Origin of the sequence: Streptacidiphilus sp. EB129, assembly GCF_041262645.1 — a bacterium.
Taxonomy (GTDB): domain Bacteria; phylum Actinomycetota; class Actinomycetes; order Streptomycetales; family Streptomycetaceae; genus Streptacidiphilus.
In genome coordinates this window covers 265,508-291,100 of the sequence record NZ_JBGCCS010000004.1, presented here as the reverse complement: position 1 = coordinate 291,100, position 25,593 = coordinate 265,508, and the positions used below count along the sequence as shown (strand labels likewise).

Genomic DNA, 25,593 nt, shown 5'->3' with positions numbered 1-25,593 from the left:
CCGACAGATCGGACCCCCTGTGACACCCACGCCCTCCGCCGGCCCGACCCCGACTCCGACGCCCACCCGGCTGCGCATCCTGGACGCCGCCGAGCGGCTGATGCGCACCATCGGGCTGGTCCGGGCCACCACCAAGGAGATCGCCGCAGCCGCCGAGTGCTCGGAGGCCACCCTGTACAAGTACTTCTCCAGCAAGGAGGAGCTCTTCGTCGCCGTGCTGCAGGAGCGCCTGCCCCCGCTCGGCCCGCTGCTGGTCGCCCTCACGGAAAGCCCCGGCGACCGCAGCACCGAGCAGTGCCTGACCGAGATCGCCCACGAGGCGTGCCTGTTCTACGAGGCCAGCGCGGCGATCAGCGCCTCGCTCTTCGCCGACCCCAGCCTGCTGCGGCGCCACATCGACGGCCTGCGCCCGCTGGGCAGGGGCCCGCACCATCCGCTGCACGCCCTGGCGGCGTTCCTCCGCACCGAGCGCGCCCACGGGCGGATCCGCAAGGACGCCGACCCGGACGCCGCCTCCGCCCTGCTGCTCGGCGCCTGCTTCCAGCGGGCCCTGCTCGCACCCTTCCTCTCCGAGCCCCCGGAGCCGGTGGACGCCTTCGCCGCCTCCCTCGCCCGCACCCTCGTCACCGGCCTCGACCCCACCGGCTCCTGAGCGCCCCGCCCACGGCCGAGCACGCCGGTCAGGCGGTGAGCGGAACGGACAGGGGCCTGCGGTGAGCCGCGATGCCGAGCGAGCGGGCGGCGCGCATCAGGCCCCGCCGTCGCGGGTTTTCGTGCGTTCTACGGCTGGTACTCGTAGCCGATGGTGAAGCGCGGCGGGAGACACCATTCGCCGTACTCGATCACGCCGTCCTCGTCGGCCCAGCGGTGCGCCCCGGCGAGGACGGACGTGCCGAGCTTGAGCCCCAGGGCCGAGGCTTCGCGCGCGTCCGCCTCCCTCGCGTGCATGTCGTCCCGGGCACTGGTGATGGTGCGACCGGTGGCCTCCAGCACCCGTGACGTGAGTCCGGCATTCTTCTCCGGGGCGGTGCTCAGCAGGTCGGCCACCAGGGCCGCGAACGGGGCCGGGTACCACGTCACCGCGAAGCAGGTCCGCACCTGCCCCCGCCCGGCCAGCCACTCGCGCCGAACCACTTGGTCCCCGGGGTCCAGGTCGAACAACTCGGCGACGTACAGCGGAGGGACCACCAGCGACGCTGACGTGACCCGACTCGTCTCGCCGTCCGCAAGGATGGACTTCACCCGCGCGACCCTGGCCAGTCGGTCCCTCGGCGAGAGCGTCACCCTCGGGTCATCCGCCACGAACGTCCCACGCGGCGTGGTCCGGATGTAGCCCTCCACCTGGAGAGCCTGCAGCGCCCTGCTGACGGTGGCAGCCGCGACCTGCCACTGTCCGCTGATCTCACGGTTGGTCGGCAGCTTGGTGCCCGGCGCGAGCTCGCCCGAGAGGATGCGCGTCCGGAAGTGATCAGCGATGGTCGTGAAAGTTTTCGGATGTGCCATCTTCCGTACCTCTCAACGATGGTGACGTCCTGTCAATGAGCAACCTAGTGCACTCCACTCCGTTGCGTAGTGCTTCGGTCACTGCGACAGTGAACTAGTTCACTCGCATGGGAGGTCAGCGCATGTGGTTCTACACGGCGACGCCGCAGAGGTGCAGCGGATGCGGCCGGGCCGATCAGATGGTCTGGGCCACCACCCGCCGCTGCCCCCGCTGCGACGGGGTGGACCTCTCCACCGTCCGCCGCCGGCCCACGGCCGCGTCGCCTCGGAACGTCGCGGTCGCCGTGAGCCAGGTCGAACAGTGAGCACTCCCCCGCTGGAGGCCGAGGCGCCCGAGGGCTGCGCCGAATGCGCGCGCCTGTCCCTCCAGGCCCGCGCCGCCGTCCTGACGGGGGACCACTCCCGACTCACCGACGTGCGAGTGATGCAGGCCCGCCACCACGCAGCCGCGCATGCGGCGTGAGTGAGAACGCCACGTGGGATCAGGGCTCGACCTGGGCCCCTGCCACGGCACCCTGCTCGACCAGTTGCGCTCTGCCGTTGCCCACGGACCAGTTGTCGAGGTCGTTCTCGGTGAGGGTGACGAACACGTCCTCGGGTCGCACGCCGGCGTCGGTCAGGTTGGCGGTGATCCGTCGGTACAGGTCGAGTTTGAGGTCGCGGGAACGGCCCGCCACCAGGGTGATCTGGATGTAGACGACGTCCTGCCGGGCCACGTCGAGGTAGTCCGGGTCGAAGACGAGTTCCTCGGGACCGTGCGGGGTGACGATCTGGAAGCGGTCACCGGCCGGGATGCCGATGGCGTCGACGAGGGCCCGGTGCACACCGTCGGCGATGGCGCGCCGAACGGCGGGCGGGCGTGCGGCGGACAGGTCGATGCGGACCAGAGGCATGAGGACGCTCGCTTTCCGGAGGGCTCAGCTACAGTGTTCGACAGTCATCGACCATATCAGTGTACGACCAGCATCGAACACTCTGTGGAGGATCCCACCGTGTCCGCGCGCACCCGCAGCCTCACTCACACCGATCCGGCCGAGGTGTCACTCCAGGACGCGCTCGACGCGGTCAGCGACCCGGTGCGGCGCACCATCCTCAGGGAGTTGGCCGCCGGCCCGGACTGGGCCCGCGCCTGCGGCACCTTCGACCTGCCGGTGACCAAGGCGACGCGCAGCCACCACTTCGCCGTGCTGCGCGCCGCCGGCCTCGTCGAGCAGCGGGACGAGGGGCCGCGCAGACTCAACAGGCTCCGCCGCCCCGAGTTCGACCAGCGCTTCCCCGGCCTGCTCGACCTGATCCTGGCCGACCCCACGGCGGACTGAGGAGTTTGCCTCAGAGGCAAAATGGTTGCCGTGGAGGCACGACGGGTGTGGACTGGCGTCATGGACACCACGGCCACCGAAGAGGTTCCCGGGCTCGGCGCGCGGCTGCGCGAGCGGCGGCTGAGCAGCCGGCTCACGCTGGAGGCCGCCGCCGCACGGGTCGGCCTGTCACCGGCGCACCTGTCCCGACTGGAGACCGCCAAACGGCAGCCTTCGCTGCCGGTACTGCTGGGCCTGTCCCGAGCATACGGCGTCCCGGTCGAGGTCCTGCTCGGCGAGGACGCGTCAGGACCGTCCCCGGTGATCCGGGGACGGGACGCGGACCGGGAGACCTCTCGCGCGGGCGGCTGGCTGTACCGCCCGGCCGGTGCCCCGGGACGGGCGATGCAGGCCCTGCGGGTGCACATCCCGCCCCGCGTCCAGGACGCTGTGGTCCGGGTCCACCCCGGCGAGGAGTGGCTCTACGTCCTGCAGGGCCGGCTGCTGCTGACCCTGGACGAGCAGGAGCACCGGCTCGACCCGGGCGACGCCGCCCACTTCGACTCCATGCGCCCGCACCGCCTGGTCGCGGCCGAGGCCCCCGGGGTCGAGGTGCTGTTCCTGCACACCCTGCTGCAGAGCCCCACCGCGGACCTCTGCCTGCCCTAGAGAGACCGCCCGCCCAGGAAGGCAATTTGTCCCATGGCCACCGAGAACCACGCCCGCCCCGTCGAGGACGGGAGCACCCTCACCGAACGTCGCGTCAACATCCGTGTCTTCATCTACGTCATCGGCCTGCACGTCTTCGCCGGTTTCGCCATGCTGCTCTACTTCATGAGCGGCCACGCCGCCTGACCCCGCACCGGAAAAGTCACTCCAGCCCCGGCGTCGATCCGACGTAGAGTGCGGGCATGGCTGCTGAGGAAGCGCCCGGCACGGTCCGGGTCGACAGCTGGATCTGGTCGGTGCGGCTCACCAAGACCCGCTCCCTGGCCGCGGCCGCCTGCCGTGGCGGCCACGTCCGGGTGAACAACGAGCGGGTGAAGCCCGCGTACGCCGTCCGCCCCGGTGACGAGGTGCGGCTGCGCGACGGCGGGTACGAGCGGATCGTCGTGGTGCGGAAGCTGATCCGCAAGCGGGTCGGGGCGACCGTCGCGGCCGAGTGCTACGTCGACCACAGCCCGCCGCCCCCGCCGCGCGAGGAGCTCGTGGTCGTCGCCCTGCGCGACCGGGGCGCCGGGCGCCCGACCAAGCGCGACCGTCGCGAGCTGGAGCGGCTGCACTCCCGCAACGGCTGACCGGGGATGCCGACCGGCACCCCGGCCGGCCCGGAGGGCACACTGGGGGTATGGCCCTTCCCAGCACCCACGAATGCCGAACCTGTTCGAACGAGGGCACCACCGGACTGACCGTGCACGAGGACGTGGTCGTCGGAGCCCCACTGTCGATGGAGGACCTGGACGGCGCGCAGCGCCTGGCGAGGTTCGCGGGCAAGTACGCCCACGACGGATGCGAAGTGATCGAAGTCCGCAAGGTCGCCTCCGACGGCCTCAGCGGCTACGCCTGGTCGGTCCGCTTCCTTGAGGGCAGATAGCGGCCTCTCATTCGACACCCTCCCGTTCGACACCCTCGCGGTGGTCGAGAACCAGCCAGCCGCGGTGCGGGAGTTGCCGCTCGGCATCGAGGCCGCCGGCCGCGCGGGCGACCGTGCAGGGCTCCGGCGACGCGAGCGGCGCGAGCAGCGTGCCGGTCACCGAGTCCGGGAGCCGGTCCGGCGGGAGGTCCACCCGGACCCGGGCCGGGTCGGCGCTGCCGTTGGCCACGGCGAGGCGGCGGACCCCGCCGCTCTCGGAGAGGTGCGGGATCAGGTGCGGCCCGCCGCTGACCAGCGGCAGGCGTGGCCGGTCGCCCTCCAGGAACCGGACCATGGCGTGGACGAGCAGGCGGCCGTCGTCGTCGAAGGGCAGCTCGGCGGGGGCCGTCGAGGCCAGCACCGCGACCCGGCCGCCGAGCCCGTTGACGGCGACGCAGCGGCCCGCGCCCCAGTACGCCCCGTCCGGGGTGACCACCTCGGTCCACACCGCCGTTCCGGGCAGCGGTTCCACCCGCGCCAGCGCCGGCTGCACGTTCACGCTCAGCCAGGTGCCGGCCGGGAGGTGGTGCCGGGTGACCGGGGAGGAGGCACCTTCCCCGGTCACCAGCTCTGCGGAGTACGGGCCCGGGGCCACGTGCTCGTTGCGGTCGACGACCGCGTCGACCCGTACGCCGATCAGGTCGGCGAAGCCGCGCGCGGTCAGCACCTCGGCCGCCACGCCGTCCAGCAGCAGGCCGCCGGCGAGCATCGCGCGCAGCTCGTCGTCGAAGAACGCCCAGGCCAGCTGCCCGAACAGGGCCCGCACCGGCGCGCTGCGCGCCGTCACCGGGACCCCGTAGCGGAGCAGGAAGTCGGCGGTGGGGCCCGGGTCGACCGCCAGCTCGGCCAGGTCACCCCGCCGGGTGCGCACCTGCGCGGCGGCGTCCGGCCGGAACGGCAGACCCACTCCATCGGTCACCTGGTCGCGCGGGTACCGTTCGGCCACCCAGTCGAGCGCGGGGCGTGAGCGCCGCAGCAACTCCCCCACCCTCGGGAAGCGTTCGGCCCGCCTGCCGTGCATGGGATGGACGTTGAGCATCATCGCGTCCGAGCCGGCGAGTTGTGCCGCGACCAGCTCGGACCAGGCCTGGGTGTCCGCCTTGGACCATGCCGTGTGCGGCCAGTTCTCCAGCTCGGGTTCGCTGCTGACGGCGGCCGGACGCAGCGCTCGCTGGAGCTCCAGCATCCACACCGACCGGCTCAACTCCCGTCCCGGGGCGTCGGAGTAGGCGGCGAAGTGGGGCCGGTGGGCCGCCTGCCCGGCGATGCCCAGCCGCTCGAAGAGGGCGGTCCAGTCCCGTCCCTCGACCGAGTGCGCGCCGGGCTCGGAGCTCATCAGACCGAGCCGGGACCGCCCGTCCGAGGCGTCCGCGACCACCCGGGCCACCAGCTCGGCGACCTCCAACTGCGCGGTGCGCCAGACCTGTTGCAGCAGGCCGCGCCAGCGGTGCGGCGTTCCGGGCGCGGTGATCGCGGCCACCAGGCGCTCCCGGGAGACCTCCTCCCCCGCGAGGGCGGCGAACCGCTCCAGCATCAGCGGCTCGAAGCCGCCGCCCCAGCGCAGCGGCGCGTGGTTGTGGTAGCGGAAGTCGTCCTCCAGCCACAGCACCCGGAAGCCCAGCTCGGCGAACCGGCCGTAGTGCGCCGCCAGCCAGTCCCGCCAGCGCGGGCAGGCGAACGAGGCCTGGGCTTCGGCGACGTCGCCGTCGGGGCCGACCATCGGGGCGAACCCGGCGCGGTCGACCCGGCCCCGGTCGGCGTGGCCGACGGTCGCCCAGGGGTTCAGGCTGACCTGCAGACCGGAGCCGAGCAGCACCTCCTGGGCGGTGCGCACCGACTGGAACCAGCGGTCCTCGGCCGCCCGGTCCAGATGGCCGGGGAAGAGCTCCTCCGCGCCCGTCAGCAGCACCACCTCCTCGACGCCCGCGTGGTCGCAGAACTTGGCCAGGGCGGTGGCGTCCTCGGCCGCATCGGCCGTGGGGTGGATCTGGAAGCGCAGGTGGTACCGGGCCGACACGGGTTGACTCCTCATCATGTGGGTCACTTGGTGCTGCCGGCGGTGAGACCGGAGCGCCAGAACCGCTGCAGCGACAGGAACAGGACCACCAGCGGGACGGCCGAGACCATCGCGGCGGTGATGACGATGTTGGTGGGCACCGCCGCCGGGCCGATGCCGCGCTGGGCCTGCCAGCCGACGACTCCCTCGGTGACGGGCTGCAGGCTGTCGTCGGCCAGCATCAGCACCGGCAGCAGGTAGTTGGTCCAGATCGCGACGAACTGGAACAGGAAGACGGTGACCAGCGCCGGGGACATCACCCGCAGCGCGATGGTGGTGAAGATCCTGAACTCGCCCGCGCCGTCGATCCGTCCGGCCTCGATCAGCTCGTCCGGGACCGAGGCCCCGGCGTAGATCCGGGCCAGGTAGACGCCGAACGGGCTGACCATGCTGGGCAGCAGGACGCCCCAGTAGGTGTTCACCAGGTGGATCGGCGAGAACATCAGGTACAGCGGGATGGCCAGCAGCGGCTGCGGCACCAGCACCGCCGCGAGCACCACGTTGAAGGCCAGTTCCCGGCCGCGGAAGGCGTACTTGGCGAGGGCGTAGCCGGCCATGGCCGCGATCAGGGTGCTGACCGCCGCGCCGCCGACGGCGTAGACCGCGCTGTTCAGCAGCCAGCGCGAGTAGATGCCGCCGTCGCGGGTGAAGACCTGGTGGATGTTGTCGAAGAGGGCGAAGTGGCCGAACCAGAAGGCGTTTCCGGTGAACAGTCCGGAGCTGGTCTTGGTCGAGGAGACCAACAGCCACCACACCGGCGCGAGGAAGTACACCGTCGCCAGCAGCAGCACGCCGAGCACGAACCAGCGCGCGGCCCCGCCGTGCGGACGGGCGGTGCGCGGAACCGCTGCCCCGGCACGGTCCGCGCCGGGGCGGACCGGGGTGGTCGAGAGAGTGGTCATCGCGCGTCCCCCCGGCGTTGGACCAGCTTGAGGAAGCCGAAGGACAGGACGAAGGCCAGCACCGCGAGGATGACGGACTCGGTCGCCGCGGTGTTGAAGTCGTTGTTGTCGACCGCGTCGTAGGCCGCGAAGATCGGGGTGTAGCTGCTGTTCAGATTGGACGCGACATGCTGCAGGATGGCCGGCTCGTTGTAGAGCTGGGCGGTGCCGATGATGGAGAACACAGTGGTCAGCACGAGCGCCGGGCGCACCAGCGGGACCTTGATCCGCCAGGCGACGCCGAAGGCGGAGCAGCCGTCCATGGTCGCGGCCTCACTCAGCTCGGCCGGGATGGCCTGCAGCGCGGAGTAGATGATCAGCATGTTGTAGCCGGTCCAGCCCCAGGTGAGCATGTTGCCGATGGTGGGCGCCAGCATCGCGTTGGAGGTCAGGTCCAGGTGCAGGCCGAGGTGGTGCGCGGCCGCGGTGATCGGGCTGAGGCCGGGGGCCACCAGGTAGGACCACATGATCGCGCCGACCACCCCGGGCAGCGCGTAGGGGAGGAAGAAGGCCAGCCGGAAGAAGCGCTTGAACAGGGTGGTCCTGGCGTCCAGCAGCAGCGCCAGCGCCAGCGAGAACAGCAGCATCAGCGGGACCTGGACGACACCGATCAGCAGCACCCGCAGCAGTGACCCGCGGAAGGCCGGATCGCCCAGCGCCGCCGTGTAGTTGGCGAAGCCGGCGAAGACCTGGGTGGGCGCGGACAGGCCCAGGCCGTCGTGGTGCTGCCGGAACAGGCTCTGGTAGACGGTGTACCCGATGGGCGCCAGGTACACGGCCGCGAACAGGACCGCGAACGGCGTCAGGAACAGCGCGACGGTCCGGCTCCGGCGGCGGACGTGTCTCGGCGGCCGTCGCCGGGGCGCGGCGGCGGGCAGCGTGGCGGTCATCGGGTCCTCTCAGTGATCCAGGCATCTCGGTGGTCCAAGTAACTCGGTGGTCCAAGTAACTCGGTGGCCCGGTCGGGGTGGTGGGCGCCGTCGGCGCCGTGCCGGGTACGCGGCTCGCGGGGCGCAGCCGCGTACCCGGGAAGGACCCCGGTCAGCCGGAGACGGAGAGGCCCTGGGCCTTCATCCCGCTGACGGTCTTCGCCTGCACCGCGGTGAGCAGGGCCGGGAGCTTCTGGCCGCCGGTGTCCGCGGCGCCGAGACCGTCGGCGATGTCACCGGAGGTCTGGGTCATCGTCGGACCCCACTGCCAGCTGGTGTCGATGTGCGCGGTCTCCGCCTTGAAGACGTCGAAGACCACCTGACCTCCGTAGAACGGGTCGGGGGCGGACAGCACCGGGTTGGACAGTCCGGCCGTCGCCGCCGGGTAGATCCCGGTGACCTTGATCAGGTTGGTCAGGCTGCTCTGGTCGGTGCTCATCCACATCGCGAACTCGGTGGCCTGCTTCGGGTTCGCGCAGCCCTTGAGCACGGCCGTGGCGGAGCCGCCGTCGTTGCCGTAGACGGGGTTCGAGGCGTCCCAGACCGGCATCGGGGCGACCGCCCACTTGCCGGCGGTGGACTTGTCGACACTGCTGGCCACGATCGGGGTGTCCCAGACCGCGTTGACGTCGGCCAGCACCGTGCCGTTGCTCATGTCCTTGTAGAGGGAGGGGTCGTAGCTGGGGTCGGACTTCAGCAGCTTGCCGTCGATCAGCCCCTGCCAGAAGGACGCCACCTTCTGGTTCGCGGGGCTGTCGATGCCGACCTGCCACTGGTCGCCGGCGGTGCCGAACCACTTGCCGCCGGCCTGCCAGGCCAGCCCGGCGTAGTTGTAGGCGTCGTTGCCCAGGGCGCCGAGGTAGGCGTTCGGATTGGCCGCGTGCACCCTGGCGGCGTCGGCGGCGTACTGGTCCCAGGTCACCGGGGGCGTGGTGATGCCGTACTTGGCGAACAGGTCCTTGCGGTAGATCAGCGCCATCGGCGCGGTGTCGACCGGGGCCCCGTAGACCTTGCCCTGGATGCTGACCTGGTTCCAGGTCCAGTCCGCGAACTGGCTCCTGCTGCCCGCCGCGTACTGGGTCACGTCCTGCAGCGCGCCGGCGGCGGCGAAGCTGGGCAGCGTCTCGTAGCCCACCTGGGCCAGGCAGGGCGCGTTGCCCGCCTTGGCGGCGGTCAGCATCTTGGTGTAGCCGCCCTTGGAGCCCGAGGCGACCTGGTGCCAGGTGACCTGGACATCGGCGTGGGTCTTGTCGAACAGCGCCACCGAGGCGTCGTACCCGGGCGCCCAGCCCCAGAAGTCCAGTTTCACCACGCCGCCGCCACTGCCGCCACTACCCGCGCTCGCGGTGCCGCCGGAGCCCGACGAACTGCATCCGGTCACCACCGTCGCCAGGACGGCGGCCGCCCCCAGCGCTCCCATCCGTACCGATCGCACCTTCAACGTCAGACTCCTTCGACGGGCGCCGCTTCGACCTGCGCTTCGACCTGCACGCTATTAGTTCGCCTATTGTTCGAACTAACTCTGCTAAAGTCAACAGGTCTGAAGGCCCCGGGTTTGGCGAGCAGTGAGGGAGTTGACGGGTGAACACGGATCCACGCGGCACCGGCACCCGGGACCTGGCAATGACCGGCCCCGCGAAACCGACCGACCGTTCCTCGATCCGGCGCACCAACCTGGGGATGGTGCTGCGCCTGCTGCGCGACTCCGGGGCGCGGTCCCGCGCCCGGATCGCCACCGAGACCGGCCTGCCCAAGGCCACCGTCTCCAGCCTGATCGGCGAGCTGGTGGAACTCGGCCTGGTCCGCGAGGGCACGGTGGAGCGGGACGGCGCCGTCGGCCGCCCCGGTCACGCGGTCGAGGTCGACGGGCGCTCGGTCTGCGGCATCGGCGTCGAGATCAACGTCGACTACCTCAGCGTCATCGCGCTCGACCTGCGCGGGGACGTGGCCGCGGAGCGCCGGATCGCGGTCGACGTCCGCGCCGCCGAGCCGGAGGCGGTGCTCGACAGCGCCGCGCAGTTGGTGCGGGAGACCATCGACGCCCTGCTGGCACGCGGGATCCGCACCGTCGGGGTGACCCTGGCCGCGCCCGGCGTGATCGACATGAAGCGCGAGGTGGTCAGCTACGCCGCCAACATCGGCTGGCGCGAGGTCGCGGTCAGCGCGGGCCTGCGCGCACGGCTCGGCCGGTCCGCGCCGCCGATCCACCTGGAGAACGACGCCAAGCTGGGCGCGATCGCCGAGTACCTGGTCGCCTCGGCCTCGGACATCCACGAGTTGCTCTACCTGACCGGCGAGACCGGCGTCGGCGCCGGCATCATCGCCAACGGCCGGTTGCTGCGCGGGATCGCCGGGTTCGCGGGCGAGGTGGGCCACATGCCGATGGACCCCTCGGGTCAGCTGTGCTCCTGCGGGCGGCGGGGCTGCTGGGAGACCATGGTCGGGCTCGCGGCGCTGCTGCGGTTCGCGGCGGAGCCGGACGACCCGGTCTGCGACCCCTCGGTGGACCTGGAGCGCAGGCTGACCGAGCTGCTGCGGCGCGCGGCGGCCGGCGACGCCCGTACCCTGACCGCGCTGGACCGGATCGCGGCCGGCCTCGGGCCCGGGGTCGCGCTCCTGGTCGACCTGCTGAACCCGCGTCTGGTGGTGCTCGGTGGGCACTTCGCCCACTTCGGCGACTACCTGATCGACACGGTGACCCGCGAGGTCCACGAGCGGGTGATGGCGTCGGACGCCGGCGGCTGCGAGATCGTGCTGTCGACCCTGGGCTTCACCGCCGCCGCGCGCGGCGGCGCGCTGCTGGCCCTGGACGCCGTCTACGCGGACCCCAGCGGGATCTGACGGCCGGAGACGGGTAGTGGCTGATCGTCCGCCGAAGCGTTCTACTTGCGGTAGGCCTGTCGTCGAGGGCGCCGGCGGGGCGCCGAGAAGGGCTGGGCCACGTGATGATCTCCATCGCCGGTATCGAGTCGACCATGTGCTTCACCGGCTCCGCCGACCACCCACGGCAGGTCCTGCGGGTGGTCGTCAGACGCGGCCTGCTGCTGGGAGTCGGACGCGGCGGCTCGGGCGGCACGGTCACCGTGACCGGCCCCGGGGTGAGCGGCAGCGCCGCGCTCCCGTCCGGGCGCGGGTCGGTGACGGTCGAGGTGTCCCTGGACGTCGACGCGCGCTGGAGCCCGCGCGACACCGTGCCGCTCACCGTCGAGGCGGCCGCCGCCGGCCGGACCGTACGCTCCGAGGGCGTGCTGACCGTCGCCGAACCGGGCTGGACCATGTACCTGGTCTCGCACTTCCACTACGACCCGGTGTGGTGGAACACCCAGGCCGCCTACACCGCCACCTGGGAGCTGCAGGGCAACGACGGCAGCACCCGCCCGGTGTGGCAGCACAACGGCTTCAACCTGGTGCGGGCGCATCTGGAGCTGGCGGCTGAGGACCCCGACTACACCTTCGTGCTGGCCGAGGTCGACTACCTCAAACCGTTCTGGGACGTCCTGCCCGAGTACCGCGCGGTGCTGCGGGAACTGATCGCGGCGGGCCGGGTCGAGGTGATGGGCGGCACCTACAACGAGCCCAACACCAACCTCACCGGCTCCGAGACCACCATCCGCAACCTGGTCTACGGCGTCGGCTACCAGCGCGACATCATGGGCGCCGACCCGCGCACCGCCTGGCAGCTGGACGTCTTCGGGCACGACCCGCAGTTCCCCGGCCTGGCCGCCGAGGCCGGACTGACCGGCAGCGCCTGGGCGCGGGGGCCGTTCCACCAGTGGGGCCCGCTGCTGACCAAGTTCGGCAAAACCGGCGCCGACGCCCGCTCGATGCAGTTCCCGGCCGAGTTCGAGTGGCTCTCACCGTCCGGGCGCGGCGTGCTCACCCACTACATGCCCAACCACTACTCGGCCGGCTGGACCCTGGCCTCGGCGTCGAGCCTGGCCGAGGCGGAACGCCGGGCCTACGACCTGTTCCGGCTGCTGAAACCGGCCGCCGCGACCAGGAACATCCTGCTTCCGGTCGGCACCGACTACGCCCCACCCAGCAGTTGGGTCACCGAGATCCACCGCGACTGGAACGCGCGGTACGTCTGGCCGCGCTTCGTCAGCGGCATCCCGCGCGACTTCTTCGCCGCCGTACACGCCGAGTTGGAGCAGCGGGGGGTGGCGCCCAGCCCGCAGACCCGGGACATGAACCCGGTCTACACCGGCAAGGACGTCTCCTACATCGACACCAAGCAGGCCCAGCGCGCGGCCGAGACGGCGGCCACCGACGCCGAGAAGCTGGCGACCTTCGCCGAACTGCTGGGCGCGGGCCGCTACCCGCACGCCGCCCTGGACAAGGTCTGGCGCCAACTCGCCTACGGCGCGCACCATGACGCGATCACGGGCTCCGAGTCCGACCAGGTCTACATCGACCTGGTCACCGGCTGGCGCGAGGCGCACGATCTCGCCGCCGAGGTACGCGACCGAGCACTGACCGCGATCCTGGCCCGCGTCGACACCAGCGGTGGCGCGGACGGGGACGGCGAGGACGATGCGGACGGCGCCGGTGCCGGGGATGGGGTCGGGGACGACGGTGCCGGTCTGCCGCTGACGGTGGCCAACACGCTGGCGTTCCACCGGACCGACCTGGCCCGGATCACCGTCACCGCGCCGGGGGCTGGCTCCGGAGTGCGGCTGACGGACGATCAGGGTGCCGTGGTGCCCGTACTGGTGGAGGCACGCGAGGGCGAGCGGCTGGCCCTGGCGTTCGTCGCCCGCGACGTCCCCCCGATGGGCTGGCGGACCTGGCGCCTGGAGTTCACCGACGCGGACGCCGCACCCGACGCCGCAGCGGACCCGGCCGGCAACTCCCCCGCCGCCGGCGGCTGGCGGCCCGTCGACGGCCCGGCATCCATCGCCAACGAGTACCTGGAGGTCAGCGCGGACGAGGCGCGCGGCGGCGCACTGTCCTCGATCCGCGAACTCGCCACCGGCCGTGAGCTGCTGCGCTCCGGCGCCCTCGGCAACGAACTGCGCGTCTACGACGAGTACTCCACCCACCCCGAGTTCGGCGAGGGCCCCTGGCATCTGCTGCCCTCCGGCCGGGTGGTCTCCTCGGCGGGGCGGGCGGCCGAGTCGGTACAGGTCGAGCGGTCCCCGGCCGGACGTCGGCTGGTGGTCACCGGCACCGTCGGCGAGGTCCGCTACGAGCAGCGGATCACCCTGTGGCACGGGCTGGACCGGCTCGACCTGCGTACCCGGGTGCTGGCCTTCGACGGCGCGGACCGGCTGCTCCGGGTCCGCTTCGGCTGCGAGGTGCCGGGCGCGCGCCCGGTCTCGGAGGTCGCCGGGGCCGTGGTCGGACGCGGCTTCGGCCTGGTCGACGTCGACAGCGCCGAGGCGCCGTGGACCCTGGACAACCCCGCCAACACCTTCTTCGCGCTGAGCAGCACCGCGCATCTGCGCCTGCTGGCTCCTGACGGAGCTCCGCTGGGCCGCACCGCGCTGGGCGTCGCCGAGGTGATCGTCGCCGAGCCCGCCGACGTGGCGAAGGACGCCCGCGCGCTGGTGGTGGCCCTGGGCCGGATCGGCGTCACGGCCACCACCGCCACGGCGACCGGAGCCCGGTACGGCTGGCTGCTGGTCGACTCCAACCTCCCCGACCTGCGCATCGTCCTCGGCGGTCCGGACACCAACCCGTTCGCCCGCGAGGTGCTGGACCAGGCGCCCCCGGAGCACGCCAAGGAGCTGGAGCGCCGGCTGGCCGAGCACGGCGCGGCGAGGCTGCTGGTACCGGCCAGGACGGCGGTCGAGGACGCCTGGGTGCCGAACGCGGACCTGCGCGCGGCGGACGCGCTGCCGGTGCTGATCGTCGCGGGCGCCACCCCGGAGCGGCTGGCCGCCGAGATCGAGGCCGTGGTGGCGGAGTTCGCGGCCGGTACCGGCGCCGACGCGGTACTGGCGGCCGAGGGGGCGCTGACGCTGCTGGACCAGCACACGGTGGGCATCCTCAGCCGGGGGATGCCGGGTTTCGCGGTCGACCCGCAGGGCGGAATGCAGCTGTCGCTGCTGCGCTCCTGCACCGGGTGGCCGTCCGGCGTCTGGCTCGATCCGCCGCTGCGCCGCTCGCCCGACGGGACGGCCTTCCAACTCCAGCACTGGACCCACGACTTCGACTACGCGCTGGTCTCCGGTCGGGGCGACTGGCGGGACACCGGGCTGGTGGCACGCGGTCACGAGTTCAGCACCCCGCTGCTGGCCCGGACCGGCGCCTCCCACTCGGGCGTACTGCCGTCCCGCTACTCGCTGCTGACGGTGACTCCGGAACGCCGTGTCCACGTGCAGACGGTCAAGCCGGCCGGCAACCCGCACGCGGTCGGCGCGGTCGGCGGCGAACCGGCCGCGTCCGGGGTGACCGTCCGTCTGGTGGAGACCACCGGGCTGCCGGTCCCGGCGATCGTGGAGACCCCGTTCGGCTGGGTCGACGGCTTCGAGACCGACCTGCTGGAACAGCGGCGCCGGGGCCCCGCCTTCGACGAGGGACGGCTCGCCTACCTGCTGGACGGTGCGCAGATCGCCACCCTGCAGGGGGTGCCCGGGGACGGTGCGGCGGACGCCCTGGACGCCGGAGCGGGCCTGCTCGGCCCGGGCGCGGAGGCGGCCCAGCCGGTCTACTCCCGCTACTGGCTGCACAACCGGGGACCCGCCCCGATGGGCTTCCTCCCGGTCAGCGTCGCGGTCGACTCCGCGCTGCACCGGATCGCCCCGGGCGCGACGGTCACCGGCTCGGTCACCGTCGCCAGCCACCACCCCGCGCAGCGGTTCGACTCGACGGTCCGGGTCGAGGTCCCGCCCGGCTGGAGCGCGGACCCGGCGATGCGGCCCCTGTCGCTGGCCGCCGACGCCCACACCCGGTTCCCGCTGACGCTGACCGCGCCCGCCGACGCCGCGCCCGGGCTCTACTTCGCCCGCGTGCAGCTCCCGCTGGACACGAGCGGTGACGGCGACGGCAACAGCGGTGACGGGGGCAACATGGTCGAGGACGTGATCACCCTGGTGGTGCCGGGCGGCGCGCTCGACGCCGTGCTTCCGCCGTCGTCCGGGTCGGCGACCCGGCGCGGCAAGCAGAGCAAGGGCACCCGCACGGAGAACCCCCGCGACCTGGGCCTCGACCTGGCCCCGCTCACCGGGTCGCTCACCCTCGCCCCCGGCGAGCGGGGACGGCTGGCGATGCGGGTGAGCAGCCGGGCCGCGAGCCCGATCTCCGGCGAGGCGATGGTGGTCAGCCCCTGGGGCACCTGGGAGCTGCTCGGCCCGCACACCCGGGGCTTCCGGGTGGAGCCCGGCGAGGCGGCCGAGATCGAGTTCGCGGTGTCCGTGCCGGTGGACGCCGAGCCGGGTGAGTGGTGGGCGATGGTGAAGCTGATGTGGTTCGGCCGGGTGCAGTACAGCGCGGCCGTCCCGCTCCGGGTGCGTGCCCGATGACCGCCCCGACGGAACACGAGCACGAGCACCGGCACCACGGCCCGGCGGCGCAGGCCGCCGCCGCCCGGGCGCAGCGCGAGGCCGAGACCATCGGGTGGATCGACGGCCGACCCGTCCCCCGGACCGTGCTCGACGCCAGGCTCGCCGCGCTCAGAGCGGGCCCGAACGCCGGAAGCCTGCCCGTGGACGGCAGCAGGGAGGGGCGGCAACTGGTCCGCTGGACCGCACAGGTGCTGCTGACCGAGCGGCTGTGCGCGGCGGAGGTCACCCGGCGCGGTCTGCAGACGGCACCCGTCGCGGAGTTGGACCCGCTGGGCGCGGTCCAGCTGGGGTCGATCACCGCAGCGGCCTGGCGCTCGGACCCCACCGTCAGCACCCTCTTCGCCGCCACGTCCGGCACCACCCCCACACTGCTCCCGCCGTCACAGCCGCCGTCATCCGCGCCGCCATCGCCGCCCCTGCCGTCACCGCCGGCCGCACCGGTACGCCCGCGCTACCGGCTCAGCCTGGCCAGTGGCGCCGACCCGGAGTCGGCCCGGGCGGCGGGCTTCGCGTCCATCGGCTGGAGCACCCTGGACGACCTGCCCGAGGAACTCGCCACCGCCGCCCGCGCCGTGCCCGTCGGCGGGACGTCCGAGCCACTTCGCTCACGCGGCACCTGGCGCCGGCTGCGCGTCGACGCCGCAGACACCGACCCGCAACCGACCGGCTCCGCCCCGCCCACCCCCTCCGGTGCCCGACTACGCGCCTTCGCACGACTGCTGGACCAACTCCGCGCCCGCTCCCTGCGCCTCGCCCCCGGCTTCGAACACCCCGCCGACCCCGCCCAACCCGACCACGTCCACCAGCACTGACCACCAAACCCTGCGCCGTTGTGGGCGGTGATGGCGTTCGGCGGGGTCATCCAGATGGGGGACGGGGCGCATCGCGGGGCCGTGGTGGCTCGTTGGTGCGGGCATGAAGATTCGTCATGTGCTCGCCCCCGCGCTTCTTGCCGCCACCTCGGTCGTCACGCTCACCTCGGCTGCGAGCGCCGCCCAGTCACCCACACTGCCCGGCCCGCAGGCCCAGGGGTACCAGACCGTCTGCAACGAGGTGGAGACCGCCCAGCCCGGCTCCGGCCGGGCCTGCACCACGTTCACGCAGATCGGATCAGCGGTTCCGGGGGTCGTGAGTCAACTGCCCGTCGTGAACGGGTGACGGTACCGACGGTTTTCGGCCGACGGTGCGGCAGGGAATCGACGGAACAGGGCAATAGCTGTGCGAATCTGACGGTATGCCCGAGCTTCGACGCATTCGCCGCCTGCCCTGGACCGCCGTCGCCCCGCCGCTGGCACTGGTCGTCCTCGGGCTGACCTGGGGGCGGCACCTGGGTACGGCGCTCGCCGTCGGCATCGCCGTGGTGCTGATCGGCGCGGTGCTGGCGGCGGTGCACCATGCCGAGGTGGTGGCGCACCGGGTCGGCGAGCCGCTCGGGTCGCTGCTGCTGGCGGTCGCGGTGACGGTGATCGAGGTCGCCCTGATCGTCACACTGATGATCTCCGGCGGGTCCAACGCCGCGTCGCTGGCCCGGGACACCGTCTTCGCGGCGGTGATGATCACCACCAACGGCATCGTCGGCGCGTCGCTGCTGATCGGCGCGGTGCGCTACGGCGAGATCCTGTTCAACCCGGAGGGCACCGGGGCGGCGCTGGCCACCGTGGTCACCCTCAGCGGACTCAGCCTCGCCCTACTCACCTTCACCACCAGCGCGCCGGGCCCGGAGTTCTCCCCCACCCAGCTGACCTTCGCGGCGATGGCCTCGCTGGCTCTCTACACGATGTTCGTGTTCATGCAGACCGGCCGCCACCGGGAGTTCTTCCTCCCGGTCACGGCGGCCCACCCCCGATCCGCCGCCCGGCCCGTCGCCAGTCCGGTCGCCACTCCGGTCGCCCGTCCGGTCGCGCTGGCCGAGGCAGGACCCGACACCACGGACCCGGACCCGGCATCCGGCGGCGGGGCGACCGGCACCGAGGAGCACTCCGTCCGGCCCACCTCCCGCGCGGCCGCGGTCAGCCTCGGGCTGCTGCTGGTCGCCCTGGTCGGCGTGGTCGGGCTGGCGAAGGTCGAGTCCCACACCATCGAGGACGCGGTGGCGGCGGTCGGCGCACCGCCGTCCTTCGTCGGCGTCGTCATCGCGCTGCTGGTGCTGCTGCCGGAGACGCTGGCCGCGACCCGCGCCGCGACCCGGCAGCGGGTGCAGATCAGCCTCAACCTCGCCTACGGCTCGGCCATGGCCAGCATCGGCCTGACCATCCCCGCCATCGCGGTGGCCACCGTCTGGCTGAAGGGCCCGCTCCTGCTCGGCCTGGGCCCGACCCAGCTGGTCCTGCTGACGCTGACGGTGTTCGCCAGCATCCTCACGGTCGTACCGGGGCGTGCCACCAAGCTGCAGGGCGGGGTGCACCTGGTGCTGCTGGCGGCCTTCGTGGTCCTGGCGATCAACCCCTGAGTCACGAACCCCAGCCCAGGACGACCCCGGGCCCCCGCCACTCGGGCCGGGCAATGCGGTGGCACCGGTGATCCGGACGCTGGCATGCTGGCCGGGTGGAGAGACCGGAGATCAGCCTGACCGTCGACGCCGAGCTGGAGGTGTTCGTCGGCGCCGCGCGGCGCGGCGGCAGTTCGGCGGTGCGCACCGACGGTGCGGCCACGCTGGGGCACGTGGTGGAGTCGCTGGGGGTGCCGCTGACGGAGGTCGGCGCGCTGGTCGTGGACGGGCGCGCGGTGACCGCCGGGCACATCCCGGCCGACGGCGAGAACGTGGCGGTGCACACGGTGACCCGTCCGCAGCAGTTGCCGGGACCGGCGCGCTTCCTGCTCGACGTGCACCTCGGCACGCTGGCCCGCCGGATGCGGCTGCTGGGCGTCGACGTGGCCTACGAGAGCACCGACATCGGCGATCCCGCGCTGGCCGCCCGCTCGGCCGCCGAGCAGCGGGTGATGCTCTCCCGGGACCGGGGGCTGCTGCGGCGCCGGGAGCTGTGGGCCGGGGCGTACGTCTACAGCCACCGGCCGGCCGAGCAGCTGGACGACGTGCTGTCGCGGTTCCGGCCGCCGCTCGCACCGTGGACCCGCTGCACCGCCTGCAACGGGCTGCTGCAGAGGGCGCCGAAGGAGGAGCTGGCGGGTCGGCTGCGGGACGGCACCGAGCGGTCCTACGACGCGTTCTCGGAGTGCGCCGACTGCGGACAGGCCTACTGGCGCGGGGCGCACCACGCCCGGCTGAACGCCATCGTGGAGGCCGCCGTGCGCGACTTCGGCGACCTCCCCTCGCCCCGCGCGGAGCGCAGGGCCGAGGTCGGCTAGCGCCCCTGGGTCGGCCGGGCGCAGCCCGGGACAGTCGCGGGGGCAGTCAGGGCGCGGTCCGGGACCGTCGCGGGGGTCAGTCAGGGGAAGTCCGGGCGCGGCCGGGGGCCAGTAGTCGCAGTTGCACCGGAATCAGCCAACTGCCGCATTCTGCCTCCCTGGCGCCCGACCGGTCCCGCATACTGCTCGGGACCGAGCGCCCCGCACAGGTGTGCCGTTCTCGACCGACAGAAGGACCCAGCCGCGTGACCCTCAGGATTCAACCCTCCGCCCAGGTGGACGAGTCGGCCCAACTCGGCGACGGGACCACGGTCTGGGACCTGGCCCAGATCCGCGAGCAGGCCACCCTCGGCAGCGGCTGCATCATCGGCCGGGGTGCCTACGTCGGTCCCGGCGTGCGTATCGGCGACAACGTGAAACTGCAGAACTACGCGCTGGTGTACGAGCCGGCGGTGCTGGGCGACGGCGTCTTCGTCGGCCCGGCCGCCGTGCTGACCAACGACCACTACCCGCGCTCGGTGGACCCCGGGGGCCGGCTGAAGCGCGGCGAGGACTGGACGGCGGTGGCCGTGGAGGTCGCCGAGGGGGCCTCGCTGGGCGCCCGCTCGGTGTGCGTCGCGCCGGTACGGGTGGGCCGGTGGGCGCTGGTCGCGGCCGGCGCCGTGGTGACCCGGGACGTTCCGGACTTCGCGCTGGTGGCCGGGGTCCCGGCCCGGCGGATCGGCTGGGTCGGCCGGGCCGGCGTACGGCTGACACCGCTTGACGGTGAGTCAGGGTCCTGGCTCTGCCCGGAGACCGGCGCGGTGTACCAGGAGAAGGACGGGGAGCTGCTCGAACCGGGCGTGTGAAGATATGTGGTGACAGTCGACACTATTTCTCCAAAACGTCGATCAGTCGCCATCCCCGGGGCCTACCGTGGTGCATGCACGCCACGACCTCCACAAGGCCGCACGGCTGTCCCGAACAGCCCCTTTGATCAGCACTTCTGAGCCGTAGTCACGTTGCAGAGCCGAGCCAGTCAGCACCGGTCGGTTGCGACCGCAGAACCACCGTGAGCAGCGTCCGACGTGGCCCATCCGTGGAGCGACGACCGCAAGGGTGAAGGTTCGATGATTCCGACACGCATACAGGCCCTCGCACGCGAGGACCAACCGCTCCACGCCCTCGCCGAGCGGCTGCTGGCGCTCGCCGAGGCCGGGCTGCCGGCGATGTACCGCGCGGCCGACGACAGCTTCGTCTTCACCCTGGCCGGCCGGCGCGACCCGGACGGGTCCTGGCGGCTGGAGCCGCGCGGGACCAGCGTCCGCTACGCCGCCATCACCGTGCTGGGCGCGCGGCTGTTACCCGTGGAGCGGCAGCGGGCCGTGCTGGGCGGGCACACCGCCGAGGAGTACACCGGCCTGCTGGTGCAGCGGCTGCCCGAGGTCGCCAACCTCGGCGACGCGGCGCTGGTCGCCTGGTGCGCCGCCGAGACCGGCCACCCCAAGCTGTCCGACGCGCTGGAGCGCGTGGCCGCGCTGGACCCCCGGGACGGAGCGCCCCGGTACACCGTGGAGGCGGCCTGGGTGCTGTCCGCGCTGGCCGCCGCGCGCGGCACGGTGGACGTGGAGGACCGCTTCGTCGCCGCACGGGACCGGCTGCTGCGGGCCCGGATCGGGGACAGTCCGCTGTTCCCGCACGCCACCGGCCCCGGCCTGGTGCCCTGGTACCGCTCGCACGTGGGCTGCTTCGCCGACCAGACCTACCCGCTGCAGGCGCTGGCCCGGGCCCACGCCAGCGGTGACGACCACGAGGCGCTGGCCGCCGCCGACGCCTGCGCCGCACGCATCTGCGCGCTGCAGGGCGACGGCGGGCAGTGGTGGTGGCACTACGACGCCCGCACCGGTGGCGTGGTGGAGGGCTACCCGGTCTACAGCGTGCACCAGCACGCGATGGCGCCCACCGCGCTGTTCGACCTCACCGACGCCGGCGGCGGCGACTACGGCGCGGCGATCCGGCTGGGGCTGCGCTGGATGACCGAGGTGCCGGAACTCGCGGCCGCACCGGAGGCGTCGGAGCCGATGGTGCTGGACGACCTGGGCGTCACCTGGCGCAAGGTCTACCGGGGCGACCCGCGCAAGGCGGTCCGCGCGGCGCGCGGGATCGGCACCAGGTTCGCCCCCGGGCTCAGGCTCGGCCCGCTGGACGGCATGTTCCGTCCCGCCTCGGTGGACCGCGAGTGCCGCCCCTACGAGTTCGGCTGGATGCTGCACGCCTGGTACGGAGGTCCGCAGAGATGACCGTGCGTCAGTCACTGTTCGGAGTACAGCTCGACGCGCTGACCATGGACCAGACCGTGCGGCGCTGCCTGGAGGCCGTACGCGACGGCGAGCAGCTGGAGATCGGGGTGGTGAACGCGGCGAAGCTGGTGAACATGCGCCGCGACCCCCGGCTCGCCGCAGCCGTGTCCGGCTGCGACCTGGTGGTCGCCGACGGCCAGGCGGTGGTCTGGGCGGCCCGGGTGCTGCGGACCCCGCTGCCGGAGCGGGTGGCCGGCATCGACCTGTTCATGCGGCTGCTGGCGGAGGCCGAGTCGGCCGGACTGCCGGTCTACTTCCTCGGCGCCAAGGCCGAGGTGCTGGAACTGATGCTGCGCCAGGTCGCCGAGCGTTTCCCGGAGCTGAGGGTGGCCGGCAGCCGCGACGGCTACTTCTCCGACGAGCAGCAGCAGGAGGTCGCCGAGGGGATCGCCGCCACCGGCGCACAACTGCTGTTCCTCGGAATGACCTCGCCCAAGAAGGAGATCTTCACCGCGAACTACGGCGGGCGGACCGGGGTCTCGGTGGTGCACGGGGTCGGCGGCTCCTTCGACATCCTGGCCGGGGTCACCCGGCGGGCCCCCGCGTCCTGGCAGCGGCTGGGCCTGGAGTGGCTGTACCGGGCGCTGCAGGAACCGCGCCGGCTGGGCCGCCGCTACGTCACCACCAACGTGCTCTTCCTGCTGATGACCGCGAGGGAACTGGTACGCCGCACACCGGCACCAGCGTCGGATCCGGCGTCGGCAACAACCGCAGCACCAGCAAGGTCATCCGGTTCCGCGAAGAGGGGGTACTGATGCGCGTCGTCGTGGTCGGACAGGGATACGTGGGACTGCCGCTGGCGATCCGTGCCGCGGAGGTCGGTCACGAGGTGATCGGCTACGACGTGGACAGTCGGCGGGTCAAGAGCCTCGCCGCCGCCGAGTCCTACGTGGAGGACGTCTCCTCCGAGCGGATCAGGGCCGCGATCGACCGGGGCGCCTACCGCCCCAGCGACCTGGCCAGGGACTGCGGCGGCTTCGACGTCGCCGTGGTGACCGTGCCGACCCCGCTGCACGAGGGCGTTCCGGACCTCCGCTACATCGAGGAGTCGGCCCGGACGCTGGCCCGCTACCTGCGTCCCGGCGCGACCGTGGTGCTGGAGTCCACCACCTACCCCGGCACCACCCAGGAGCTGTTCGGCCCGCTGCTGGAGGACGGCTCGGGGCTCAGCGCGGGACCGGACTTCCACCTCGGCTACAGCCCGGAGCGGATCGACCCGGGCAACCCGGTCTGGGGCTTCCAGCAGACCCCCAAGATCGTCTCCGGTGTGGACGCCGGGTCGCTGAAGGCCGTCCAGGACTTCTACGCGGAGCTGGTCGACACCACCGTGCCGGTCGGCTCCCCGCGCGAGGCCGAGCTGGCCAAGCTGCTGGAGAACACCTTCCGGCACGTCAACATCGCGCTGGTGAACGAGATTGCGATGTTCGCGCGGCATCTGGACATCGACGTCTGGCAGGCCATCGACGCCGCCTCCAGCAAGCCCTTCGGCTTCATGCGGTTCACCCCGGGCCCCGGCGTGGGCGGTCACTGCCTGCCGATCGACCCGTCGTACCTGTCCTGGCGGGTGCAGCGCGAGCTCGGCCAGAACTTCCGCTTCGTCGAGCTGGCCAACGACATCAACAGCCACATGCCCGAGTACGTGACCCGCCGGGTGGTCGACGCCTTCAACGCGCGGCGCCGCTCCGTCAACGGGTCCCGGATCCTGCTGCTCGGTCTGGCCTACAAGAAGAACACCGGCGACGCCCGGGAGTCGCCGGCGCTGCGCATCTCCCAGCTGCTGCTGGACATGGGAGCCGAGGTCAGGGCGGCGGACCCGCACGTGGTGGAGAGCATGAAGGTGGACGCCCGGCTGATCCGGGTCGAACCGACCCCGGAGGAGCTGGCGGCCGCCGACATGGTGGTGCTGCTCACCGACCACGACTCCTTCGACTACGACGAGGTCACCGCGCACGCGGCCTTCGTCCTCGACTGCCGTCGCCGGCTGTCCGGACCCACGATCGAGGTGCTCTGAACCCGTGTTGAGGATCGTCTGCGTCGCCGGGGCGCGCCCGAACTACATGAAGATCAAGCCGGTGATGGACGCCCTGGAACGCCGGGGCGCCGAGGTGGTGCTGGTCCACACCGGCCAGCACTACGACGAGTCCATGAACGACGTGTTCTTCCGGGACCTCGGGATCCGTCCGCCGGACCGCTTCCTCGGCGTCGGCTCCGGCACCCACGCCCAGCAGACCGGCCGGGTGATGACCGCCTTCGAACCGCTGCTGGAGGAGCTGACCCCGGACGTGGTCGTGGTGGTCGGCGACATCAACTCCACGCTCGCCTGCGCCCTGGTGACGGCGAAGGCCGGACCGCTGCTGGCGCACGTGGAGTCCGGGCTGCGCAGCCGGGACTGGAGCATGCCGGAGGAGGTGAACCGGGTCGCCACCGACCGGGTCAGCGACTACCTGCTGGCCTCCTCCCCCGACGCGGCGGACAACCTGCGGGCCGAGGGCTACCGCGAGGACCAGATCCACCTGGTCGGCAATGTCATGATCGACACCCTGTTCGCCAACCTGGAGCGGGCCAGGGCGACGGACGTGCTGGACCGGCACGGGCTCACCCCGGGCGGCTACGGCCTGGTCACCCTGCACCGGCCGGCCAACGTGGACGACCCCGAGGTGCTCGCCGGGCTGCTGAAGGCACTGGGCGAGATCGCCGGCGGCTGCCCGCTGCTGCTGCCGGTCCACCCCAGGGCGGCGGCCCGGCTGGCCGAGCTGGGCGTGCCCGGCGGCATCCGGCTGGTCCCGCCGGCCGGCTATCTGGACTTCATCGCCCTGCAGGACTCGGCGCGGATCGTGCTCACCGACTCGGGCGGGGTGCAGGAGGAGACCACGGCGCTGGGCGTGCCCTGCGTCACCCTGCGGGACAACACCGAGCGCCCCATCACGGTGGAGCAGGGCACCAACGTGCTGGCCGGGCGCGACCCGGCGCGGATCGTGTCCACGGTGACCCGGGTACTGGCCGATCCGCCACCGGCCCGCCGCCCGGAACTGTGGGACGGCAGGGCCAGCGAGCGCATCGCCGAGGTCCTGCTCACCGGCGGACCATCAGGTCAGCGTGCGAGGCCCACAGACACAGCTTCCTGATCTATCGTCAGCATCTCCACACCACGTCAGGGGGGAACACACATGGATCTCGCCGAGATCTTCCGGGTCATGCGCAGGCGGTGGTACGTGCTGCTGCCCGGACTGCTGGTCACGGTCGCGCTGACGGTCGGCGTCTTCCTGGTGGTTCCGCCCAAGTACCAGTCGCAGAGCACGGTCGAGCTGCTGAACTCGCAGAAGGCCACCATCGCCTTCGACGGCAACCCGTTCCTGAGCACCCAGGTCGCGCTCACCGGGATGGCCGACAGCCTGGCCCGCAACCTCAACTCCGACGCGGCGATCGCCGATCTCAAGTCCCAGGGCCTGACCGGGACCTATGTGGCGAAGATCGCGGACAACGCGCAGGGGCCGATGCTGTGGCTCACCGTCACCGGCACGGACAAGGCCGGGGTGCTGTCCTCGGACCAGATCCTCACCGACTACGCCAAGACCCGGCTGGAGCAGTTCCAGGCCCAGCAGTCGGTGGCCCCGAACGCGATGATCCGGATGACCACCATCGTGCCGCCGCAGGAGCCGGCGGCGCAGACCAAGACCCGGATCGAGTACCTGGCCCTGGCCGGCGTCATGGGCATCGTGCTCAGCCTGGTCGCCGTGTTCTACGTCGAGGCCAGGCTGCGCGGGCCCAGGAGCGGGGACGACCAGGACGCTCCGGACGGCGCCGCCCACCCCGCTGAACAGGACGGCCGCGCCGAGCAGGACGTCGCGCGGCCGCGCCCCGCCGCGACACCGGAGCCGCACCAGGAGGCCGGCCGGCAGCCGCGGAACTCGCGGCCGCAGCCGCGGAGTTCGCAGCAGGAGGCCCAGGAGCCCGCCGAACCGGACATCGAGCAGCCCACCGTGCAGCTCGCCGTGCCGCCGATCCCCGCCGGGGCCGAGAGCGGACGGGCGAACTGGTTCGCGTGAGCCTGACCACGTCCGCCGCGAACCACTCGACGAG

Annotated in this window: 26 protein-coding genes; 20 read left to right on the top strand and 6 right to left on the bottom strand. The window is 72.6% G+C overall.

Going from position 1 to position 25,593, the window contains the following annotated elements; genetic code table 11:
* The first annotated feature begins 19 nt into the window (after positions 1-19).
* Complete coding sequence (locus ABH925_RS07535) at positions 20-652, top strand: TetR/AcrR family transcriptional regulator (RefSeq protein ID WP_370146287.1); 633 nt, start codon at positions 20-22, stop codon at positions 650-652.
* Between the two features lie 128 nt (positions 653-780).
* On the opposite strand, the gene ABH925_RS07530 is transcribed toward ABH925_RS07535, so the two are convergent.
* A complete protein-coding gene (locus tag ABH925_RS07530) occupies positions 781-1,503 on the bottom strand; it encodes a GntR family transcriptional regulator (protein ID WP_370146286.1) in 723 nt (240 codons plus the stop codon).
* A 122-nt stretch (positions 1,504-1,625) separates the two neighbouring features.
* Between ABH925_RS07530 and ABH925_RS07525 the strand changes: the two genes are divergently transcribed.
* Together ABH925_RS07525 and ABH925_RS07520 are read left to right on the top strand one after the other, a co-directional pair.
* Complete coding sequence (locus ABH925_RS07525) at positions 1,626-1,808, top strand: hypothetical protein (RefSeq protein ID WP_370146285.1); 183 nt, start codon at positions 1,626-1,628, stop codon at positions 1,806-1,808.
* Entirely contained in the window at positions 1,805-1,966 is a 162-nt protein-coding gene (locus ABH925_RS07520) for a hypothetical protein (protein WP_370146284.1), read from the top strand. Before ABH925_RS07525 ends, ABH925_RS07520 begins: the two co-directional genes overlap by 4 nt.
* A 19-nt stretch (positions 1,967-1,985) precedes the next feature.
* Here the strand turns inward: ABH925_RS07520 and ABH925_RS07515 are convergent, their stop codons facing one another.
* Complete coding sequence (locus ABH925_RS07515) at positions 1,986-2,396, bottom strand: tautomerase family protein (protein ID WP_370146283.1); 411 nt, start codon at positions 2,394-2,396, stop codon at positions 1,986-1,988.
* A 99-nt stretch (positions 2,397-2,495) separates the two neighbouring features.
* Between ABH925_RS07515 and ABH925_RS07510 the strand changes: the two genes are divergently transcribed.
* The 5 genes from ABH925_RS07510 to ABH925_RS07490 are packed head-to-tail and all read left to right on the top strand — an operon-like array spanning position 2,496 to position 4,395.
* Entirely contained in the window at positions 2,496-2,822 is a 327-nt protein-coding gene (locus ABH925_RS07510) for an ArsR/SmtB family transcription factor (RefSeq protein ID WP_370146282.1), read from the top strand.
* Between the two features lie 60 nt (positions 2,823-2,882).
* Complete coding sequence (locus ABH925_RS07505) at positions 2,883-3,470, top strand: helix-turn-helix domain-containing protein (RefSeq protein ID WP_370146281.1); 588 nt, start codon at positions 2,883-2,885, stop codon at positions 3,468-3,470.
* Positions 3,471-3,503: 33 nt separating this feature from the next.
* On the top strand, positions 3,504-3,656 hold the full coding sequence (locus ABH925_RS07500) for a DUF6126 family protein (RefSeq protein ID WP_370146280.1): 153 nt from the start codon (positions 3,504-3,506) through the stop codon (positions 3,654-3,656).
* 56 nt (positions 3,657-3,712) lie between these two features.
* Positions 3,713-4,099, top strand: coding sequence for an RNA-binding S4 domain-containing protein (locus ABH925_RS07495; protein ID WP_370146279.1), 387 nt, complete (start codon positions 3,713-3,715; stop codon positions 4,097-4,099).
* Positions 4,100-4,149: 50 nt separating this feature from the next.
* The gene (locus tag ABH925_RS07490) at positions 4,150-4,395 is read left to right on the top strand and encodes a hypothetical protein (RefSeq protein WP_370146277.1); all 246 of its coding nucleotides are present in this window, start codon (positions 4,150-4,152) and stop codon (positions 4,393-4,395) included.
* Between the two features lie 7 nt (positions 4,396-4,402).
* On the opposite strand, the gene ABH925_RS07485 is transcribed toward ABH925_RS07490, so the two are convergent.
* The 4 genes from ABH925_RS07485 to ABH925_RS07470 form a co-directional block, all read right to left on the bottom strand.
* Positions 4,403-6,451 carry a hypothetical protein gene (locus ABH925_RS07485; protein ID WP_370146276.1) on the bottom strand — a complete coding sequence of 683 codons (2,049 nt, stop codon included), beginning with the start codon at positions 6,449-6,451 and terminating at the stop codon, positions 4,403-4,405.
* A gap of 23 nt (positions 6,452-6,474) precedes the next feature.
* A complete protein-coding gene (locus tag ABH925_RS07480) occupies positions 6,475-7,392 on the bottom strand; it encodes a carbohydrate ABC transporter permease (protein ID WP_370146275.1) in 918 nt (305 codons plus the stop codon).
* Positions 7,389-8,321 (bottom strand): carbohydrate ABC transporter permease, encoded by a 933-nt coding sequence (locus tag ABH925_RS07475; protein WP_370146274.1) that lies wholly within the window; start codon positions 8,319-8,321, stop codon positions 7,389-7,391. Before ABH925_RS07475 ends, ABH925_RS07480 begins: the two co-directional genes overlap by 4 nt.
* Positions 8,322-8,472: 151 nt before the next feature.
* Positions 8,473-9,795 carry an extracellular solute-binding protein gene (locus ABH925_RS07470; RefSeq protein WP_370146379.1) on the bottom strand — a complete coding sequence of 441 codons (1,323 nt, stop codon included), beginning with the start codon at positions 9,793-9,795 and terminating at the stop codon, positions 8,473-8,475.
* Positions 9,796-9,941: 146 nt separating this feature from the next.
* On the opposite strand from ABH925_RS07470, the gene ABH925_RS07465 reads away from it, so the two are divergent.
* From ABH925_RS07465 to ABH925_RS07410, 12 genes are all read left to right on the top strand, one after another.
* Positions 9,942-11,201: an ROK family protein gene (locus ABH925_RS07465; RefSeq protein ID WP_370146272.1), complete on the top strand. Its 1,260-nt coding sequence runs from the start codon at positions 9,942-9,944 to the stop codon at positions 11,199-11,201.
* 104 nt (positions 11,202-11,305) lie between these two features.
* Entirely contained in the window at positions 11,306-15,826 is a 4,521-nt protein-coding gene (locus ABH925_RS07460; protein ID WP_370146377.1) for an NEW3 domain-containing protein, read from the top strand.
* On the top strand, positions 15,823-16,680 hold the full coding sequence (locus ABH925_RS07455; protein WP_370146271.1) for a peptidylprolyl isomerase: 858 nt from the start codon (positions 15,823-15,825) through the stop codon (positions 16,678-16,680). The genes ABH925_RS07460 and ABH925_RS07455 overlap by 4 nt, the downstream gene beginning before the upstream one ends.
* Positions 16,681-16,783: 103 nt before the next feature.
* Positions 16,784-17,026 (top strand): hypothetical protein, encoded by a 243-nt coding sequence (locus ABH925_RS07450; protein WP_370146269.1) that lies wholly within the window; start codon positions 16,784-16,786, stop codon positions 17,024-17,026.
* A 76-nt stretch (positions 17,027-17,102) separates the two neighbouring features.
* Entirely contained in the window at positions 17,103-18,317 is a 1,215-nt protein-coding gene (locus ABH925_RS07445) for a calcium:proton antiporter (RefSeq protein WP_370146268.1), read from the top strand.
* A 95-nt stretch (positions 18,318-18,412) separates the two neighbouring features.
* Positions 18,413-19,174, top strand: coding sequence for a Mut7-C RNAse domain-containing protein (locus tag ABH925_RS07440; protein WP_370146267.1), 762 nt, complete (start codon positions 18,413-18,415; stop codon positions 19,172-19,174).
* Between the two features lie 245 nt (positions 19,175-19,419).
* A complete protein-coding gene (locus ABH925_RS07435) occupies positions 19,420-20,022 on the top strand; it encodes an acyltransferase (protein WP_370146266.1) in 603 nt (200 codons plus the stop codon).
* A 261-nt stretch (positions 20,023-20,283) separates the two neighbouring features.
* Positions 20,284-21,453: a hypothetical protein gene (locus ABH925_RS07430; protein ID WP_370146264.1), complete on the top strand. Its 1,170-nt coding sequence runs from the start codon at positions 20,284-20,286 to the stop codon at positions 21,451-21,453.
* The gene (locus ABH925_RS07425; RefSeq protein WP_370146263.1) at positions 21,450-22,268 is read left to right on the top strand and encodes a WecB/TagA/CpsF family glycosyltransferase; all 819 of its coding nucleotides are present in this window, start codon (positions 21,450-21,452) and stop codon (positions 22,266-22,268) included. Before ABH925_RS07430 ends, ABH925_RS07425 begins: the two co-directional genes overlap by 4 nt.
* Complete coding sequence (locus tag ABH925_RS07420) at positions 22,268-23,524, top strand: nucleotide sugar dehydrogenase (RefSeq protein ID WP_370146262.1); 1,257 nt, start codon at positions 22,268-22,270, stop codon at positions 23,522-23,524. The genes ABH925_RS07425 and ABH925_RS07420 overlap by 1 nt, the downstream gene beginning before the upstream one ends.
* Positions 23,525-23,528: 4 nt before the next feature.
* Positions 23,529-24,638, top strand: a complete 1,110-nt coding sequence (gene wecB / locus ABH925_RS07415; RefSeq protein WP_370146261.1) for a non-hydrolyzing UDP-N-acetylglucosamine 2-epimerase — start codon at positions 23,529-23,531, stop codon at positions 24,636-24,638.
* 42 nt (positions 24,639-24,680) lie between these two features.
* Positions 24,681-25,559 (top strand): Wzz/FepE/Etk N-terminal domain-containing protein, encoded by an 879-nt coding sequence (locus ABH925_RS07410; RefSeq protein ID WP_370146259.1) that lies wholly within the window; start codon positions 24,681-24,683, stop codon positions 25,557-25,559.
* The last annotated feature ends 34 nt before the right edge of the window (positions 25,560-25,593 follow it).

Bases quoted from the DNA above. Each gene is read 5' to 3' on its own strand.
- ABH925_RS07450 (WP_370146269.1), top strand. From the start codon at position 16,784: ATGAAGATTCGTCATGTGCTCGCCCCCGCGCTTCTTGCCGCCACCTCG.
- ABH925_RS07495 (WP_370146279.1), top strand. From the start codon at position 3,713: ATGGCTGCTGAGGAAGCGCCCGGCACGGTCCGGGTCGACAGCTGGATC.
- ABH925_RS07410 (WP_370146259.1), top strand. From the start codon at position 24,681: ATGGATCTCGCCGAGATCTTCCGGGTCATGCGCAGGCGGTGGTACGTG.
- ABH925_RS07420 (WP_370146262.1), top strand. From the start codon at position 22,268: ATGCGCGTCGTCGTGGTCGGACAGGGATACGTGGGACTGCCGCTGGCG.
- ABH925_RS07530 (WP_370146286.1), bottom strand. From the start codon at position 1,503: ATGGCACATCCGAAAACTTTCACGACCATCGCTGATCACTTCCGGACG.
- ABH925_RS07480 (WP_370146275.1), bottom strand. From the start codon at position 7,392: ATGACCACTCTCTCGACCACCCCGGTCCGCCCCGGCGCGGACCGTGCC.
- ABH925_RS07525 (WP_370146285.1), top strand. From the start codon at position 1,626: ATGTGGTTCTACACGGCGACGCCGCAGAGGTGCAGCGGATGCGGCCGG.
- ABH925_RS07455 (WP_370146271.1), top strand. From the start codon at position 15,823: ATGACCGCCCCGACGGAACACGAGCACGAGCACCGGCACCACGGCCCG.
- ABH925_RS07490 (WP_370146277.1), top strand. From the start codon at position 4,150: ATGGCCCTTCCCAGCACCCACGAATGCCGAACCTGTTCGAACGAGGGC.
- ABH925_RS07515 (WP_370146283.1), bottom strand. From the start codon at position 2,396: ATGCCTCTGGTCCGCATCGACCTGTCCGCCGCACGCCCGCCCGCCGTT.
- ABH925_RS07500 (WP_370146280.1), top strand. From the start codon at position 3,504: ATGGCCACCGAGAACCACGCCCGCCCCGTCGAGGACGGGAGCACCCTC.
- ABH925_RS07505 (WP_370146281.1), top strand. From the start codon at position 2,883: ATGGACACCACGGCCACCGAAGAGGTTCCCGGGCTCGGCGCGCGGCTG.
- ABH925_RS07445 (WP_370146268.1), top strand. From the start codon at position 17,103: ATGCCCGAGCTTCGACGCATTCGCCGCCTGCCCTGGACCGCCGTCGCC.
- ABH925_RS07425 (WP_370146263.1), top strand. From the start codon at position 21,450: ATGACCGTGCGTCAGTCACTGTTCGGAGTACAGCTCGACGCGCTGACC.
- ABH925_RS07430 (WP_370146264.1), top strand. From the start codon at position 20,284: ATGATTCCGACACGCATACAGGCCCTCGCACGCGAGGACCAACCGCTC.
- ABH925_RS07475 (WP_370146274.1), bottom strand. From the start codon at position 8,321: ATGACCGCCACGCTGCCCGCCGCCGCGCCCCGGCGACGGCCGCCGAGA.
- ABH925_RS07460 (WP_370146377.1), top strand. From the start codon at position 11,306: ATGATCTCCATCGCCGGTATCGAGTCGACCATGTGCTTCACCGGCTCC.